We start from the raw sequence: 15,756 nt of genomic DNA, 5'->3' as shown, positions 1-15,756 counted from the left end.
TTATGACGACGAGCGTAACGGGTGCGTCTGCATCGCAACAACAGCAAGCGGCGTCGGCCGCCTCGGCTGAGCCAAAGAAAACCACAGGGATCGCCTCTGATTTCGAGACCTTCCTGAAGATGCTTACCGCACAGGCGCGGTATCAGGATCCTTTGGAACCGATTGATTCAACAGAATACTCGGCGCAGTTGGCGCAATTCTCAATGGTCGAACAACAGGTTCAGGGCAATGAGGTTCTGGAGGGGATCCAAGCGCAGTTGGGTTTGGCAAACATGGCTGCCATGTCCGGCTGGGTCGGTATGGAAACCCGGTCGGCAGCACCCGCCTACTTTGACGGGGCCAACCCGGTAACCGTCTCGCCGAACCCGGCCCAAATCGCCGATACTGTGCATCTGGTGGTCAAGGATGACACCGGCAAGGAGGTGCAGAGACTCAGCCTTCCTGTTTCGGCTGAACCTTATCAGTGGCAGGGTATTGATGACGACGGATATGCGTTTGATCCAGGCAGCTACAGCTTCACGCTAGAGAGCCAGAAAAACGGTGAAGTTGTCCTCTCCGATACTGCGGAGACCTACACCCGGGTGAAAGAAACTCAGATGCGTGGCAACGAAGTGGCCTTGATCCTGGAAGGCGGCTCGGCGATCTTGGCATCATCGGTGACAGCGCTGCGCGAACCTGTGGCACCCGCAGTCTGACGCACAAGGGCACCGGAGACCTGGCTCGCGGATAGCACGAGCCAAAACCACGGAGCCTGACCTGCCAAACCTGTCGCCATATTTTATCGCCCGCTTTCTGGCATATCTGTCGGACTGCGGCGTGAGCGATGCCAGACCGTCGCCTCTTTTGGGGGGGCGCTCCAACCGTGTCTGGCGTTTGGGCGGGATTGTGGTGAAACTCTATGGCGACAGTCATGCCAACCCGCTCTTTGCCAATGATGCTGCACGCGAATACGCAGCGCTTCAGGCCCTGAATGGCACAGCTTTGGTGCCAGAACTGCTGACATCCGGTCAGTTTGAGGGGCATGATTGGCTGGCATACCGGCACTCGCCGGGCGTAACCTGGTCGTCGGGCAGCGCAGAGGTGGCGGCACTACTTGGCCGGTTGCATGCACAGCCCGTGATACCGGGTTTGCTTAAGCAGGTGTGTCCGGCAGTGCGGCGATCAAAGACCAGACCCAGTCCATTCTGGCCTATTGCGGCGATGCCGGTGATCTGAACCGGCTTGAGCCCGGCAGGCAGATACCGGCAGCAGGGCGCAGGGTGTTGATCCACGGCGATCCTGTACCCGGAAATATCGTGACCTCAGGCGGGTGTCTGACGCTCATCGATTGGCAATGCCCGCAGATCGGAGACCCGGCTGAGGATCTTGCGCTTTTCCTGTCGCCCGCAATGCAGCAGGTTTATCGCGGTGCGCCCCTGACAGGGGCAGAGGAGGCAACCTTCCTTGCGGCCTATCCGGATCCGGAGATCACTGCGCGCTACCTGTCGCTGAAACCTTGGTACCACTGGCGCATGGCCGCCTACTGCCAATGGCGCGGCGAACGGGATGGTGAGCAAAACAGCGTTGCCTATCGCCTGGAACGGGCCGCCCTAGAGGCCTGCCTAGAGCATGCGTGACCCACTCAGGGACGTGATCTCGCAACAACAGCGTCAATCCCAAATTCATTGTTTCCAAATAGCTTACATGGCATATTGTGCGGAATGTCGCTGGCGGTGATGCAGTCGGGTTGACGACAGTCCGAGATGGCACCTTTGCAACCGGGGATGGAAGCAGTCTTGAGCCTTTGGGAGTCTTATCGCATGCGGCTGCGGCGGAAACGTCGCATCCTGCGTGCCATGCGCAAGTCCCGCGAGCTGTCAGCGGTTCAGGACCAGACGGATAATATCCGGCCGGGCGATATCCTGCTGGTAACCACCCTGCGCAATGAGCAGATCCGGTTGCCCTATTTCCTCGACTACTACCGTAAACTGGGCGTCAATCACTTCCTTATTGTCGACAACGGATCGGTGGACGGCGCGCGTGAATATCTGCGCGGCATGCCGGATGTCTCTGTCTGGCATACCATGGCGAGCTACAAACGCGCCGGATTCGGCATCGACTGGATGAACCATCTAAAACGACGCTATGCCCATGGCCATTGGGTTCTGGTGGTCGATCCGGATGAGCTGTTCATCTATCCTTTCTGCGACAGCCGCCCCCTGCGCGCGCTGACGGACTGGCTGGACAGTTCGGCCATCCGCAGCTTCTCCGCGATGCTGATTGATGTTTACCCCAAGGGCAAGCTGGACGCTGTGCCCTACCATGCCGGGCAGGATCCGCTTGAGATCGCCAATTGGTTCGATAGCGGCAACTACTCGATCAAGCGCAATCCGACCTATGGCAACCTCTGGATACAAGGGGGGCCACGGGCGCGGGTGTTTTTTGCCGATCAGCCGAAGAAGGCGCTAAGCCTTGAACAAGATCCCGTTGGTAAAATGGGATCGGCGCTATACCTACGTCAGCTCGACCCATGCCCTGCTGCCGCGCGGCTTAAATCAGGTCTATGAGACCGATGGCGGTGAGAAGGCCAGTGGCGCGCTCTTGCACACCAAGTTTCTGCATACGTTTGTCTCCAAAGCTGAGGAAGAGATGCTGCGTGGGCAGCATTATGCCGGGTCCGCCGAATACAAAGCCTATGCCGAGGCTGCGGGAGATCAGCCCGAGCTGTGGTGCAAGTGGAGTGAGAAATATATCAACTGGCGCCAATTGGAGATTCTCGGCCTGATGTCCAAGGGGAATTGGGCATGAGCGCTGTCGGCATCGTCATGCTGGTCCACACGGCGCTGGATCGCGCGGAACAGGTGGCCCGGCATTGGGTGGCAGGGGGATGCCCCGTTGTTCTGCATGTCGACAAAAAGGTTCCTCAGGCAACATATGCGGCGTTCAAGGCTGCGTTTTCCGGTGACCCAATGGTGCGGTTTTCGCGGCGACATCGCTGTGAATGGGGCACCTGGGGGATTGTCGCGGCGTCGCAGTCTGCTTCTGAGTTGTTGCTCGCGAAATACCCATCGGTGCGGCATGTGTTTCTGGCCTCCGGTTCCTGTCTGCCGCTGCGGCCTGTTTCCGATTTGGTGGATTACCTCGCCGCGCGACCGCGCACCGATTTTATCGAAAGTGCCACCACCGCTGATGTCCCTTGGATTGTCGGGGGATTGGATGTCGAACGTTTTACACTGCGCTTCCCCTTCTCCTGGAAAAAACATCGCTATCTCTTTGACAGATATGTCTCTCTGCAACGCAAGTTGGGCATCCGGCGCAAGATCCCCGACGGGTTGGTCCCGCATATGGGCAGCCAGTGGTGGTGCCTGACGCGGCAGACCCTGTCGGCCATTTTGGAGGACCCGGACCGGCCACGATATGACCGGTATTTCCGCAAGGTCTGGATCCCGGATGAGAGCTACTACCAGACGCTTGCGCGGCTCTATTCCGGGAATATCGAAAGCCGGTCCCTGACCCTGTCCAAGTTCGATTTTCAGGGCAAACCGCATAATTTCTACGATGATCATCTACAGCTGCTGCGCCGCTCCGATTGTTTTGTTGCACGCAAGATCTGGCCGCATGCGGATCGGCTTTATGCGACGTTTCTGGGGGATCGGCCGGATGTGATGAAGAGCAGAGAACCCAATCCGGGCAAAATTGACCGAATTTTTGCCAAAGCGGTTGAGCGTCGGACCCGGGGGCGTCCGGGGCTCTACATGCAGAGCCGTCTTCCCGCCAACGGGTTGGAAAATGGCATTACCTGCAATCCCTATTCGATGTTTCAGGGCTTTGCTGAGCTGTTTGAGAATTTTGAGGACTGGCTGAGCCAGGTCACCGGCGCCAAGGTACACGGGCATCTGTTTGCACCCAATAGCGTTGAATTTGCCGATCGCCAGACGCTGATCAACGGCGGTCTCAGCGACAGTGCAAAGCTGCGTGACTACCATCCGAAGGGGTTTCTGACCAATCTGATCTGGAACACACGTGGAGAGCGACAGTGTTTTCAGTTTGGGCCACAGGACAATCAGGCCATCAACTGGCTGGTGGCGCGTGATCCCAATGCGCAGGTCTCGGTGATTTCCGGCGCCTGGGCGGTTCCGCTGTTCCGGTCCAACAGAAATTTCGCTGACCTGCGACGCGAGGCGGCGCGATTGCAGCAGATTGAGGCCAAACATATTGAGATCCTCCGCTCCAAATACGTGAAGGCGCGGGTGCGGATCTGGTCAATGGCGGAATTTGTTGAGTCACCGATGGAGCCGATACAGACCGTTCTGGATGAATTTGGGGCGCAGGCGCAGCGTCATTTGAATACCGCGCCAACAATGGTGGATCTGGCGGGCTTTGGCCAGTTTCTGCAAAACCTCAAGAACCAGGGGATGCACCCCTATCTGATGGGCGATTTTCCGGCGGAACAAGGGCCGTTGAACATGCCCAAAACGCCGCGCAAACCTTATCTGGTACAGTAACGAACCATGCCACAGAACTTTGATTACTTCGTTGTGTTTGCCGAGATGCGCACCGGCTCGAATTTTCTTGAAGCCAATCTGAACGCGCTGGATGGAGTCACCTGCCACGGTGAGGCGTTTAACCCGCATTTTATCAGCTACCCAAACCGCGAGACGACGCTGGGGTGGACGCAGCAGCGGCGTGACGGTGATGCACTGGGGTTTCTGAACCGTTTTCGCAGTGCAGAGGGGGGCTGAACGGGTTTCGTTATTTTCATGACCATGATCCGCGCGTGCTGGACCAGATCCTGGATGATCCGCGTTGCGCCAAGATTATCCTGACCCGAAATCCGGCTGACAGCTATGTCTCCCACCAGATCGCTCAGAACACCGGCCAGTGGAAATTGACAAACGTGAAACGGCGTAAGACGGGGTTGGCGACGATCAATGCGGAAGAGTTCGCGCGACATGTGACAGAGCTGCAGAGCTTTCAGGTTACTCTTTTGAACCGGTTGCAGAAATCTGGGCAGACGGCGTTTTATGTCGCCTATGAGGATCTGCAGGATCTGGAGGTTCTCAATGGTCTGGCCAAATGGCTGGGGGTTGAGGCCCGGTTGGATCGACTTGATGACAGTCTCAAGCCGCAGAACCCCGCCTCGCTTGAGGAGAAAGTCGCCAACCCGCAGGAGTTGGACCGCGCGATGGCAGGGTTGGATCGGTTCAACCTGTCGCGTACCCCGAATTTCGAACCGCGGCGCGGGCTGAGCGGTCCCTGAATATGTCGCCGGGCAACAGCTGCCGTTGCTGTTTCTGCCGGTCAGTGGCGGACCAACTGATATTGTCTGCGGCTGGATGGCCGGGCAGGAACCCGATGGCAGAGAGGCGCTGATCTCGGGGATGAACCAGAAACAGCTGCGCCAGTGGAAGCGGGGCCATCCCGGATTTCGCAGCCTGACCGTGCTGCGCCATCCCGTGGCTCGCCTGCATCATGTTTTCTGCACCCGTATTCTGGACACCGGGCCGGGATCGCTGCGCCAGATTCGCAATCTGATGCGCAATCAGTTCAAGGTGCCTCTGCCGAAAGATGCCGCAGGTGGGTCATACACGCAGGACCAGCATCGCGCGGCCTTTGCGAGGTTTGTTGACGTGATTGGCGCCAATCTTGCGGGCCAGACCGGGTTTCGCACCGATGCGTCTTGGGCGACGCAGGCGCAGACGATTGCAGGGTTCGCAACGATCCAGTCGCCGGACCTGATCCTGCGGGAAGCAGATTTGCCAAGCACGCTGCCGGATCTGGCCCGTTGGCTTGGAGGGTCAGAGAGTGTTCTGCCTGCTGCGCCGGAGATGGATCATCCCTACAGTCTGGCAGATATTTATGATGCCGAGCTGGAGGCACAGATCGCGTCGGTGTATCAGCGCGATTATCTGTTGTTTGGATTTGGAGACTGGGGCGCGTGACCACCAGATGACCAGATCGGATCAGGCTGCCTGAACGGACTGATCTTCGGTCAGGATGGTGTGGAGGGTTGCCGGATCCGGATTGGCCCGCAGTTTCGTGCAGAAACTCTGCTCGCGCAGGGTGCGCGACACCAGCGCCAGGGCTTTCAGATGCTCAACACCGGCATCTTCAGGTGCAAACAGCGCGAATGCGATGTCGATTGGCTGGCGGTCCACGGCGCCAAACTCCAGCGGAGTGTCCAGCACTAGAAACACGCCAACCACCTTGTCCAGTCCATCCAGACGTGCATGAGGCAGGGCAACCCCGTGTCCGACCCCGGTGGGGCCAAGGCTTTCGCGATCCAGCAAAGCCTCGACCGTTGGTTGCGCGGGCAGCCCGTAAGCGAGTTGAGCAACATCTGCAATCTCTTGAAACAGACGCTTTTTGCTGGATGCAGCACCAAAGACACGAACGGCCTCTGGCTTCAGGATGTTAGAAATCTGCATACTTCGATTGCTCCGCTCAACTCACGTAAGACGCCGTGACAGGTTACGGATCGATCCACCCGATATTCCCGTCTTCCCGACGATAGACGACGTTCAGGCCGTCCTTGCCTTCCTTGCGAAACACCAGAACCGGGGCGCCTGCCAGTTCCATTTGCATCACGGCCTCACCAACCGAGAGGGATGGAATTTGCGTTTCCATCTCGGCGACGATGATTGGCTGCAATGATTCTGGTTCAGACTCGGTGCTGGCTGTCTTCAGAGGCGAGGATATAAGAGCTAGCGCCGGAGAGTTCAACCGGCTCGCTCCGGTCGCGGTGATGGTCCTTCAAACGGCGCTTGTAACGGCGCAGCTGTTTTTCCATTTTTTCACAGCAGGCCTCAAATGCGGCATAAATTTCAGTGGCATGCGCTTTTGCTTGTGCGGTCAGACCAGTGGACAGATGCACGGTCGTTTCACAAACATATTCATGCGCAGACCGCGAAAAGACGACATTGGCGTCAGTCGGACGTTCAGCATATTTCGCGACCGCCGCTCCAAGCTCCGATTGCACATGGGACTGCAACGCTTCGCCAATGTCGATCTGTTTTCCGCTGATTTGGTAACGCATGTGATCTCCTTCACAAATAGACCTTCAAAACCCAGTCCAGGCCAAGCCCGGCTGCTCTCGCTTCAGTTTTGAAAGTGGGATTTAGGCAAGACAGTCGATTGCATTCGTCTGGGCCTTGGTAACAAGGCTGGAGCGAGGACAGCATCGGACTGCGGGTTTGCCATGTCTCAATTCGATGCCAACGAGGCGGGAGAGTCAATGCAAATCGGCGTCAATCGGTTACCCAAATATGAGGAGGCAGCGGGTTTCCACCTGTTGTCAGATAGTTGAAGAATGGCACCCGGCAAAAACGGCGATAGGACGCAGCGGCGACCCATCCGGGATTGCGGCTGGTACGATTAGGAAATTCGGAAATTGTCACCGAGATAGACGCGGCGGACGTTCTCATTGTCGACCACCTCGGCCGGGGTTCCGGACATCAGCACCTTGCCGTCGTGCAGGATATACGCCCGGTCCACGATCTCCAGAGTCTCGCGGACATTGTGGTCAGTGATCAGCACACCGATACCGCGTTTTTTCAGATCGCCGACCAGATGGCGAATGTCGCCGACAGAGATCGGATCCACCCCGGCGAAGGGCTCATCCAGCAGCAGATACTTTGGGTCTGCAGCCAGGCAGCGGGCGATTTCAACGCGGCGACGCTCACCACCCGACAGGGCCAGGGCCGGCGCGCGGCGCAGATGCTCAATCGAGAAATCTGACAACAATTCCTCAAGCCGTTCGCGCCGTTTGTGAGCGTGCTTCACCGCGATATCCAGCACAGAGGAGATATTGTCCTCCACCGAGAGACCACGAAAAATCGACATCTCCTGCGGCAGGTAACCGATCCCCATGCGGGCGCGCCGATACATCGGCAGGGTGGTGGCATTCTGCCCGTCAATCGTGACCGAGCCTGCCTCTGGAAATACGAGGCCAGCAATGGCGTAGAAGCTGGTGGTCTTACCCGAGCCATTGGGGCCGAGCAGGGCCACGACTTCGCCCCGGTCCAGCGACATGGAGACGTCGCGGATCACCACCTTTTTGCTGTAGGATTTGCGCAGCTTCTCGATGCGCAGGCCCGAGCTGCCATTGGTGACTGTCAGTTCCGGTTTTGCCATCAGTCGCTGCCACCGTTGAGGATGGTCTTGACGCGGCCGGACAGGCTTGCGGTGCCAGTGGTCAGATCCACCACAAGACGGTTGGAGGTCAACGTACCCGTTGACTGGCTCAGCAGGACATTGCCCGTCATCACCACAGTGCCGGAATCGATGGTATATTCGGCCTTGTCAGCCTCAGCAGCGTCGGGGCCATTGACCAGGATCACATCTCCGGTGGCTTCCAGCCGCTCGACGCCGGTCTTTCCGGTTTCGTCCTGCTTGTAAATCACCAGCACATCATTGGCCGACAGGCGCATTACACCCTGAATAATCACCACATCACCGATGAACCGCGCCGAGCCATCAGCCTGATTTACATCCAGTGTTTCTGCGGTGACCTCAACCGGTTGGGAGGGGTCTGCCTTGACCGCGCCAAATGCAATGGACGCAGATTGCGCCGAAAGCCCTGTGGAAAACAGGGTGACCGGCAGGCAGAACATCAAAACACGCAGATACAACACAGGTTATCTTTCCGATTGTTGCGGGTCATATAGCAGCTTGACCCCTTTGTTGAAAACCATATGTACCGCCCCGCTATCGGTTTTTGTATCGATCTGCATGGCGCTAAGCGGTCAGATCCCCCATGGCACCGCTGGCCTGAACCGGGCCGGGGCTGTCCGCGCGCACACCATTGAGGGCTGCATTCAATTCCTGAGTGGTGACACGCAAACCATCGCTGGACAGAATTTCAACATCGCCGCGAAAGTTTGCCATATCCTTATCCGGACGCAAGGCGCCGGTGTCGGAACTTAGCAGGAAACGGCCACCGCCAGTCATCTTGATCTCCGCCTCAAGGTTCACAGCCGTCGCTAAGCGCATCTGCGCCGCCTGGGCGGGCGAGGGCAGCGGTTACCATGATTTCATCACCCTGCGCCGTGGTGCCTGAGAAAAATGGCGCGGTGATCTGCTGACCACGGGTGCGGTCTTCCAGATCCTGCTCCGCGAAAGGGATCACCGCATCGGTGTTCACGCCGCGCGAAATCAGAAACATGGTCGACATCAACGCCAGCGCCATCAGCGGCAGAAGGACCTTCAGGTAGGCCACAAGGCGGGAATAGCCGTCCATCGTCCCTTAGTCTCCGTTAGCCCAGCCCGACGCGCAGGCAGTCGTGGATATGCAGCAGCCCCACCGCCTGCGCGGTGTTACCCTCCGGATCGACAACAAACAGGCAGGTAATCTTACGGTCATTCATGATCGCGACGGCTTCTTCGGCCAGTGAACCGGGGGCAATCGTTGTCGGATCGCTGGTCATCACATCAGCCGCTGTTTTGTCCAGCAACCCATCCATATGCCGTCGAAGGTCACCATCGGTGATAATGCCTTGCAGGGTGCCATCGGCACCTGTGACGCCTGCGACGCCAAATCCCTTTTGGCTGATTTCGATCAGCGCATCGGACATCGGGGTGTCGGCACCGACCAGCGGCAGCGCGGCCCCGTCGTGCATGAGATCGTCAACCTTTGACAGCCGCGCGCCCAATTTGCCACCGGGATGAAAGGCGCGGAAGTTCTCAGGCCGGAAATCGCGATGCTTCATCAGGGCGATGGCCAACGCGTCGCCCATCGCCAGCGTTAGCGTTGTTGAAATCGACGGCACCATGCCAAAGCCGCAGGCCTCCCCCAAGGCGGGAATTTGCAGATGCACATCCGCCTCTTTCATCAGGGTGCTGTCCATACGGCTGGACAGCCCGATCAGCGGGATACCGAAGCGACGGGTGAACGACAGAAGGTTGGCCAGCTCAGGCGCTTCGCCGGAATTGGAGATCGCCAGAACCACATCTCCCTTTGACAACATGCCGAGGTCGCCATGGCTGGCTTCTGCCGGATGCACGAAATAGGCGGGTGTCCCGGTTGATGCGAGGGTGGCGGCGATCTTGTGCCCGATATGGCCGGATTTGCCGATCCCGCTGACGATAACGCGGCCTTCGGCCTGCAAGACCAGATCAACCGCTTCTGCAAAGCGTGCATCCAGCCCGTCTGCCAGCGCATCAAGGGCGCGAGATTCGTCGGTGATCACCTGTCGCGCGGTGGCGAGGAATGTCTCTGCGCTGCTCATGAGTGTGCAAAGATGTCTGTGTCGGGCCAACCTGCGAGGTCCAACTTGGCGCGCATTGGCAGGAAATCGAAGCAGGCCTGGGCCATTTCACTGCGGCCTTCGCGATCCAGACGCTTGTCCAGAGCGGCGCGCAAACGATGTAGGTGCAGCACGTCGGAGGCGGCATAGTCAAGCTGTGCGTCGCTCAGCTGCGCGGCACCCCAGTCGCTCATCTGCTGTTGTTTGGAGATATCCACGCCGATCAGCTCCTGCGTCAGGTTTCTCAGCCCATGGCGATCCGTATAGGTGCGTACCAGGCGGCTGGCGATCTTGGTACAATACACCGGGGCAGCCAATGCGCCAAAGGCATGATACATCGCGGCAATATCGAACCGGCCAAAATGAAACAATTTCAGAACCTTGAGGTCCTCCAGCATCGCGCAAAGATTCGGTGCGGCGGTCTGCCCTTTGGCGATCTGCACCATATGGGCATTGCCGTCACCGCCCGACAGCTGGACAACACAGAGCCGATCCCGATGCGGGTTGAGGCCCATCGTCTCGCAGTCGATCGCGACCACCGGCCCCAGATCGAGCCCGTCGGGCAGGTCGTTTTGATAGAGGTGATTGGCCAAGTGACAGGATCCTTTGTCTTGCCGATGCGGCATGTTTGGCACCGAGATAGGGGTTTCGGCGGGCAAACTCAACTCTTGCAGGGCGTAGGATCCGTCGACGCGTCTGCACTCAGGCTGAACCTCATGTCAGGTCAAGGCGGAGCAGGGTGGGCAATGGATAGGGAGATACACAATACCCAGCACCATGGGATGCTGTTCGTGCAAATGAGACTGTCGGGGATATGGTGCCCAGGAGAGGACTCGAACCTCCACGTCCATACGGACACTAGCACCTGAAGCTAGCGCGTCTACCAATTCCGCCACCTGGGCAGGTGTCGTGAGGGGCGTATAAGCAGAAGCGGCATGGGCGTCAAACGGAAAATTCACCGCGCAGCGGATCTGGGAATTCGATGCCAGATCAGCGGGAATAGCGGGGAAATCTTGGGCGACGCATCACGGGCGTGAACCAACCCAGTGCTCTATTAGAGCAGCATCATATATTTCGTGATATCGGGGGATATGGTGCCCAGGAGAGGACTCGAACCTCCACGTCCATACGGACACTAGCACCTGAAGCTAGCGCGTCTACCAATTCCGCCACCTGGGCAGGTGTCGTGAGGGGCGTATAAGCAGAAGCAGCGGGGGCGTCAAACGGAAAATTCATGGTTTCTGGGGCTCGTCACATCGCTCAGGGCGAGCGGCAGCTGTCCGCGACTGCGTATGTTGTTTGTCGAACTGGCGCTGGCCGTCACGCGGTTCTTAGAAAGTTCATGTTGAGCGCGATATCAGTCAGAAAGCTGCGCCAGGCGCTATGTGTGTCGTCGCTCCATTCCGGGCCAAGGATGTCTGCCAGCGCACCGGTGAAGCTGTGAATGAACCCATCAAAATGTGCATCGGTGATCTGGATCGCACGATGGCGCTCTCCCTGATGTTTCAGGATCGCCGACAGTTTTTCCGGATGGTCCAAGGCTTCGATAATATGGGTGAGCGACGTCAGCAGTTTTTCGTGCTGACCCGCCATATCGTCGGGGAACACCGCGCGCACGTCCGGGCAGATTTCAAAAAATTTCGCGTAGAACAGGCGCACAAAGTGATCCAGCTCCATACGTTCGCTTTCAACACTTCTGTGAATCAGGTTTTTGCCGTCCTCTGACACCATGATGCCGGGCCTCCGATCTGCCGTGGATAGTCGACGAACTGGTATTCGGGATTGGCACACACCCTATATCAGGGAGCTAAATCAGTCGTTAATGGCCCCGTGGGATAAGGCACAGAGAGAGTTGTGCCGTGATGGGTCGATTTGCGCCTTGTTCCAAAGGGCGCAGGGCGGTAAATCGGATCAACAGCTAATGTAGGAGCCAAAAGATGTCCAAACTGGTCACGATCTATGGTGGGTCCGGTTTTGTCGGCCGTTACATCGCGCGCCGCATGGCCAAGGAGGGCTGGCGTGTGCGCGTCGCCGTACGCCGCCCGAATGAGGCGATGTATGTCAAACCCTATGGCGTACCCGGCCAGGTGGAGCCTGTTCTGTGCAATGTCCGCGATGATGCGTCGGTTGCCGCGGTGATGCAGGGGGCGGATGCGGTGGTGAACTGCGTTGGCATCCTGAATGAGCTGGGCAAGAATACATTTGATGCCGTTCAGGCGGACGGCGCTGAGCGCATCGCGCGAATCGCTGTCGGCCAGGGCGTCAGCGCCATGGTGCATGTGTCTGCCATTGGTGCGGATCAGGATAGCGACAGCGCATATGCCCAGTCGAAGGCCGCAGGCGAAGCGGCTGTACTGGAACATATGCCAAAGGCGGTGATTCTGCGCCCGTCGATCATTTTTGGTGCAGAGGATCAGTTCTTCAATCGGTTTGCTGCGATGACACGTCTGTCGCCGGTGCTGCCGATCGCCCATGCCGATACTAAGTTCCAGCCGGTCTATGTCGACGATATCGCCAAGGCTGCCGTTGCGGCGGTGCTTGGTCAGGCGGATCCGGGCGTCTATGAGTTGGGCGGTCCTGAGGTGAAAAGCTTTGGCGCGCTGATGCAGCAGATGCTTGAGGTGATTGATCGTCGTCGCCTGGTGCTGTCGCTGCCCGGTCCGATCGCAAAGCTGGTGGCGCTTGGTTTTGACGTGATGCAGTTCGTGAGCTTCCAGCTGATCGAGAACAAGATGCTGACCCGCGACCAGCTGAAAAACCTTGAGGCTGATAATGTGGTCTCTGAGGACGCCAAGGGTTTTGATGAGCTGGGGATCCACCCGGTTTCTCTGGCGTCGGTTCTGCCGGATTACCTGTGGAAGTTCCGCCCCTCCGGTCAATACCGTGAATTGATGGATTCAGCGCGCAACCTGCGCAACGATCTTTGATCTCCTAGTTCGGTTCAAAATAGCAAGGGCGCGGCACTGGTCCGCGCCTTTTTTGTTGGGCGTCGTTTGGCGCAGGCTGATCAGCTCTGGTAAGCGATGGTCAGCAATACAAGGCCCAAAATTACGCGATAGATGACATAGGGTGTGAAGCTGACCGAGCGCAGCAGCCGCATCATCAGGGTCAGGGCCGCAAGCGCGGCAATCATCGACAGTAGCGCCGCTATGGCCGCATCCCGCATCACCGCCGCGTTTGCATCTATGGCCACTTCAGCGCCCAGCAATACGCCTGAAGCGATGATTGTCGGGATCGACATCAACATGGAGAGGCGCGCTGCATCCATCCGGGTGTACCCCAGCTGGCGGGCGCCAGTGATGGTGATACCAGATCTAGAGGTGCCGGGGATCAGGGCCAGCATCTGCCACAACCCCATTGTCAGCGCGTCGCGCAGGTTCCAGTCGCTGCTTTGCTTATGTGTTGGCCCGTAGCGATCCGCCACATAGAGGACGAGGCCAAAGCCAAGCATCGTCCAACCAATCACCTTCATCGAGCGCAGGGCATCACTCAGTCCGCTGAAATGCAGAAACGCGCCGAACAGCACGGTTGGAATGGTCGCAACGATCAACCCCATGGCCAGCCGGGCGCCGGGTGTGTCCATCCGTCCGGTCAGGGCGCGCGGCAGGCCAATCAGCCCCGCACGCACATCCTGCCAGAAAAACAGCACCACCGCCGCCAGCGTGCCCAGATGGACGGCGACGTCGATCACCTGCCCCTGATCGTCCAGCCCTGTCAGTCCGGGAAGCAGGATCAGATGGCCGGAGGAAGACACCGGCAGGAATTCGGTGATGCCCTGAATCAGGGCGATAAGGATCAGCTGAAAGAGGGGCATTATGCTCGTCCGATTGGGGATCCCGCAGGGATGGCAAAGAACAGCAGGCGTGTAAATCCGTTGATTTTATTGACCGTTGGTACAAATTGGTCCGAAGTGGACCTAAAATTACTGTACATTTCCGCTCAAGAGAGTATCAGAACATAACTGCTGCCATATTAGGTCAGTATAGTTGACTTTTAATTCGCTCCGCTCCGATCACTCATTTATCGCAGCCAGCCCAACATGGAGTCCGCCCCGTGGCCAAGCAACCGATGCTCAAATTCGTGCAGATCGACCGCGACATGCCCAGCAAACGGGCCGCAGAAGATCGCAGGGAAGATTTCGATGAAATCTATGCCGAATTCGCGGCCGCCAAGGCTGAAGAACAGGCCAGCCGCTGCAGCCAATGTGGTGTACCCTACTGCCAGTCGCATTGCCCCTTGCACAACAATATCCCGGATTGGCTGCGCCTGACCGCCACGGGTCGCCTGCAAGAGGCGTATGAGACCAGCCAGGCCACCAATACTTTCCCGGAAATCTGTGGTCGGATTTGTCCGCAGGACCGTCTATGCGAAGGCAATTGCGTGATTGAGCAGTCGGGTCATGGCACGGTCACCATTGGTGCGGTTGAGAAATATATCACCGATACGGCCTGGGACAAAGGTTGGGTGCAGCCAATCAAACCGGCGCATGAGCGTGGCGAATCTGTCGGTATCATTGGCGCAGGCCCGGGTGGTCTGGCCGCAGCGGACATGCTGCGTAGCGCTGGTGTGAAGGTCACGATCTATGATCGCTACGACCGCGCCGGTGGTCTGCTGACTTACGGCATCCCCGGTTTCAAGCTGGAAAAAGACGTGGTGATGCGCCGCAATCAGCTGCTTGCGGATGGCGGTGTTGAGTTTGTGATGAACTGCAATGTCGGTCAGGATATTTCGTTCGATGATATCCGCGCCAAACATGATGCGGTGATCATCGCCACCGGTGTCTACAAATCCCGCGATCTGGAAATGCCCGGTTCCGGTGCCACTGGCATCGTGAAGGCGATCGACTTCCTGACCGTGTCCAACAAGGCGTCGAACTTCGGCGACAGCATCGAAGAGTTCGACAACGGCACACTGAATGCCGAGGGCAAACGCGTTGTCGTCATTGGCGGTGGTGACACTGCGATGGACTGCGTGCGGACTTCCATCCGCCAGGGCGCAACCTCGGTGAAATGTCTCTATCGCCGTGACCGTGCCAATATGCCGGGTTCGCAGCGCGAAACCCAGAACGCCGAGGAAGAAGGCGTGGTGTTTGAATGGCTGTCGGCGCCCAAAGGCTTCACAGATGACGGCGGCAAGGTCGCAGGCGTGATGGTGCAGAAAATGCGCCTGGGTCAGCCTGATGCTTCTGGCCGTCAGGCCCCGGAAGTGATCGAAGGTGCCGACTATATCGAACCCGCCGATCTGGTGATCAAGGCGCTCGGGTTTGAACCGGAAGCTCTGCCGACGCTCTGGGATCAGCCGGAATTGCCAGTGACCCGTTGGGGCACCGTCAAGGCGGCGTTCCAGTCCGGCGCGACCGAACTGGATGGCGTTTATGCGGTCGGTGATATCGTTCGTGGTGCCTCCTTGGTCGTCTGGGCCATCAAGGATGGGCGCGACTGCGCCGAGGCAATCCTGAGCCGTTTCAACACTGCCGCCAGCAGCATGGCCGCCGAGTAAGACAGATATTCTACCGGGCAGGTGCCGCCCCCTT

General features: G+C 58.2%; 13 protein-coding genes, 2 tRNA genes and 4 pseudogenes. 8 read left to right on the top strand and 11 right to left on the bottom strand.

Going from position 1 to position 15,756, the window contains the following annotated elements:
• Positions 1 to 2: 2 nt before the first annotated feature.
• The 6 genes and pseudogenes from L0Z65_RS13560 to L0Z65_RS13535 all read left to right on the top strand — a co-directional run bounded on the left by L0Z65_RS13560 (position 3) and on the right by L0Z65_RS13535 (position 5,921).
• Entirely contained in the window at positions 3 to 695 is a 693-nt protein-coding gene (locus tag L0Z65_RS13560) for a flagellar hook capping FlgD N-terminal domain-containing protein (RefSeq protein ID WP_102898101.1), read from the top strand.
• A 121-nt stretch (positions 696 to 816) separates the two neighbouring features.
• Positions 817 to 1,215: a phosphotransferase gene (locus L0Z65_RS13555; RefSeq protein WP_405108425.1), complete on the top strand. Its 399-nt coding sequence runs from the start codon at positions 817 to 819 to the stop codon at positions 1,213 to 1,215.
• Positions 1,143 to 1,616 carry a phosphotransferase family protein gene (locus L0Z65_RS13550; RefSeq protein ID WP_405108422.1) on the top strand — a complete coding sequence of 158 codons (474 nt, stop codon included), beginning with the start codon at positions 1,143 to 1,145 and terminating at the stop codon, positions 1,614 to 1,616. The genes L0Z65_RS13555 and L0Z65_RS13550 overlap by 73 nt, the downstream gene beginning before the upstream one ends.
• Before the next feature lie 183 nt (positions 1,617 to 1,799).
• A pseudogene (locus tag L0Z65_RS13545) lies at positions 1,800 to 2,787 on the top strand (glycosyltransferase family 2 protein).
• Entirely contained in the window at positions 2,784 to 4,484 is a 1,701-nt protein-coding gene (locus L0Z65_RS13540; protein WP_405108419.1) for a beta-1,6-N-acetylglucosaminyltransferase, read from the top strand. The pseudogene L0Z65_RS13545 and the gene L0Z65_RS13540 overlap by 4 nt, the downstream one beginning before the upstream one ends.
• A 6-nt stretch (positions 4,485 to 4,490) precedes the next feature.
• A pseudogene (locus L0Z65_RS13535) lies at positions 4,491 to 5,921 on the top strand (nodulation protein NodH).
• A 21-nt stretch (positions 5,922 to 5,942) separates the two neighbouring features.
• Here L0Z65_RS13535 and L0Z65_RS13530 read toward each other — a convergent pair.
• The 10 genes and pseudogenes from L0Z65_RS13530 to L0Z65_RS13485 all read right to left on the bottom strand — a co-directional run bounded on the left by L0Z65_RS13530 (position 5,943) and on the right by L0Z65_RS13485 (position 11,954).
• On the bottom strand, positions 5,943 to 6,407 hold the full coding sequence (locus L0Z65_RS13530) for a PTS sugar transporter subunit IIA (RefSeq protein WP_014876479.1): 465 nt from the start codon (positions 6,405 to 6,407) through the stop codon (positions 5,943 to 5,945).
• Between the two features lie 43 nt (positions 6,408 to 6,450).
• Positions 6,451 to 7,015 (bottom strand): annotated as a pseudogene (hpf, locus tag L0Z65_RS13525) (ribosome hibernation-promoting factor, HPF/YfiA family).
• Positions 7,016 to 7,353: 338 nt separating this feature from the next.
• Positions 7,354 to 8,112 carry an LPS export ABC transporter ATP-binding protein gene (gene lptB, locus L0Z65_RS13520; RefSeq protein WP_024098965.1) on the bottom strand — a complete coding sequence of 253 codons (759 nt, stop codon included), beginning with the start codon at positions 8,110 to 8,112 and terminating at the stop codon, positions 7,354 to 7,356.
• Complete coding sequence (locus L0Z65_RS13515) at positions 8,112 to 8,591, bottom strand: LptA/OstA family protein (protein ID WP_096790346.1); 480 nt, start codon at positions 8,589 to 8,591, stop codon at positions 8,112 to 8,114. The genes lptB and L0Z65_RS13515 overlap by 1 nt, the downstream gene beginning before the upstream one ends.
• 24 nt (positions 8,592 to 8,615) lie before the next feature.
• Positions 8,616 to 9,217 (bottom strand): annotated as a pseudogene (gene lptC / locus L0Z65_RS13510) (LPS export ABC transporter periplasmic protein LptC).
• 16 nt (positions 9,218 to 9,233) lie between these two features.
• On the bottom strand, positions 9,234 to 10,205 hold the full coding sequence (locus tag L0Z65_RS13505; protein WP_040174992.1) for an SIS domain-containing protein: 972 nt from the start codon (positions 10,203 to 10,205) through the stop codon (positions 9,234 to 9,236).
• Positions 10,202 to 10,816 carry a ribonuclease D gene (locus L0Z65_RS13500; protein ID WP_405108413.1) on the bottom strand — a complete coding sequence of 205 codons (615 nt, stop codon included), beginning with the start codon at positions 10,814 to 10,816 and terminating at the stop codon, positions 10,202 to 10,204. Before L0Z65_RS13500 ends, L0Z65_RS13505 begins: the two co-directional genes overlap by 4 nt.
• A 222-nt stretch (positions 10,817 to 11,038) precedes the next feature.
• Positions 11,039 to 11,125 (bottom strand) — tRNA-Leu (locus L0Z65_RS13495).
• 190 nt (positions 11,126 to 11,315) lie between these two features.
• Positions 11,316 to 11,402 (bottom strand) — tRNA-Leu (locus L0Z65_RS13490).
• Positions 11,403 to 11,543: 141 nt separating this feature from the next.
• Entirely contained in the window at positions 11,544 to 11,954 is a 411-nt protein-coding gene (locus L0Z65_RS13485) for a globin domain-containing protein (RefSeq protein WP_096873020.1), read from the bottom strand.
• Between the two features lie 206 nt (positions 11,955 to 12,160).
• Here L0Z65_RS13485 and L0Z65_RS13480 point away from each other — a divergent pair, with 206 nt between their 5' ends.
• Positions 12,161 to 13,150, top strand: coding sequence for a complex I NDUFA9 subunit family protein (locus L0Z65_RS13480; protein WP_405108409.1), 990 nt, complete (start codon positions 12,161 to 12,163; stop codon positions 13,148 to 13,150).
• Positions 13,151 to 13,230: 80 nt separating this feature from the next.
• On the opposite strand, the gene L0Z65_RS13475 is transcribed toward L0Z65_RS13480, so the two are convergent.
• On the bottom strand, positions 13,231 to 14,037 hold the full coding sequence (locus L0Z65_RS13475; RefSeq protein ID WP_405108406.1) for an undecaprenyl-diphosphate phosphatase: 807 nt from the start codon (positions 14,035 to 14,037) through the stop codon (positions 13,231 to 13,233).
• A gap of 239 nt (positions 14,038 to 14,276) precedes the next feature.
• Here L0Z65_RS13475 and L0Z65_RS13470 point away from each other — a divergent pair, with 239 nt between their 5' ends.
• Positions 14,277 to 15,722, top strand: coding sequence for an NAD(P)-dependent oxidoreductase (locus L0Z65_RS13470; protein WP_405108404.1), 1,446 nt, complete (start codon positions 14,277 to 14,279; stop codon positions 15,720 to 15,722).
• The last annotated feature ends 34 nt before the right edge of the window (positions 15,723 to 15,756 follow it).

Origin of the sequence: Phaeobacter sp. BS52 (assembly GCF_045040595.1) — a bacterium.
Taxonomy (GTDB): domain Bacteria; phylum Pseudomonadota; class Alphaproteobacteria; order Rhodobacterales; family Rhodobacteraceae; genus Phaeobacter; species Phaeobacter piscinae.
The sequence above is the reverse complement of the archived record's forward strand: the minus strand, read 5'-3'. Positions and strand labels throughout refer to the sequence as shown.

Bases quoted from the DNA above. Each gene is read 5' to 3' on its own strand.
- L0Z65_RS13505 (WP_040174992.1), bottom strand. From the start codon at position 10,205: ATGAGCAGCGCAGAGACATTCCTCGCCACCGCGCGACAGGTGATCACC.
- L0Z65_RS13540 (WP_405108419.1), top strand. From the start codon at position 2,784: ATGAGCGCTGTCGGCATCGTCATGCTGGTCCACACGGCGCTGGATCGC.
- L0Z65_RS13475 (WP_405108406.1), bottom strand. From the start codon at position 14,037: ATGCCCCTCTTTCAGCTGATCCTTATCGCCCTGATTCAGGGCATCACC.
- L0Z65_RS13485 (WP_096873020.1), bottom strand. From the start codon at position 11,954: ATGGTGTCAGAGGACGGCAAAAACCTGATTCACAGAAGTGTTGAAAGC.
- L0Z65_RS13560 (WP_102898101.1), top strand. From the start codon at position 3: ATGACGACGAGCGTAACGGGTGCGTCTGCATCGCAACAACAGCAAGCG.
- L0Z65_RS13480 (WP_405108409.1), top strand. From the start codon at position 12,161: ATGTCCAAACTGGTCACGATCTATGGTGGGTCCGGTTTTGTCGGCCGT.
- L0Z65_RS13515 (WP_096790346.1), bottom strand. From the start codon at position 8,591: ATGTTCTGCCTGCCGGTCACCCTGTTTTCCACAGGGCTTTCGGCGCAA.
- lptB (WP_024098965.1), bottom strand. From the start codon at position 8,112: ATGGCAAAACCGGAACTGACAGTCACCAATGGCAGCTCGGGCCTGCGC.
- L0Z65_RS13530 (WP_014876479.1), bottom strand. From the start codon at position 6,407: ATGCAGATTTCTAACATCCTGAAGCCAGAGGCCGTTCGTGTCTTTGGT.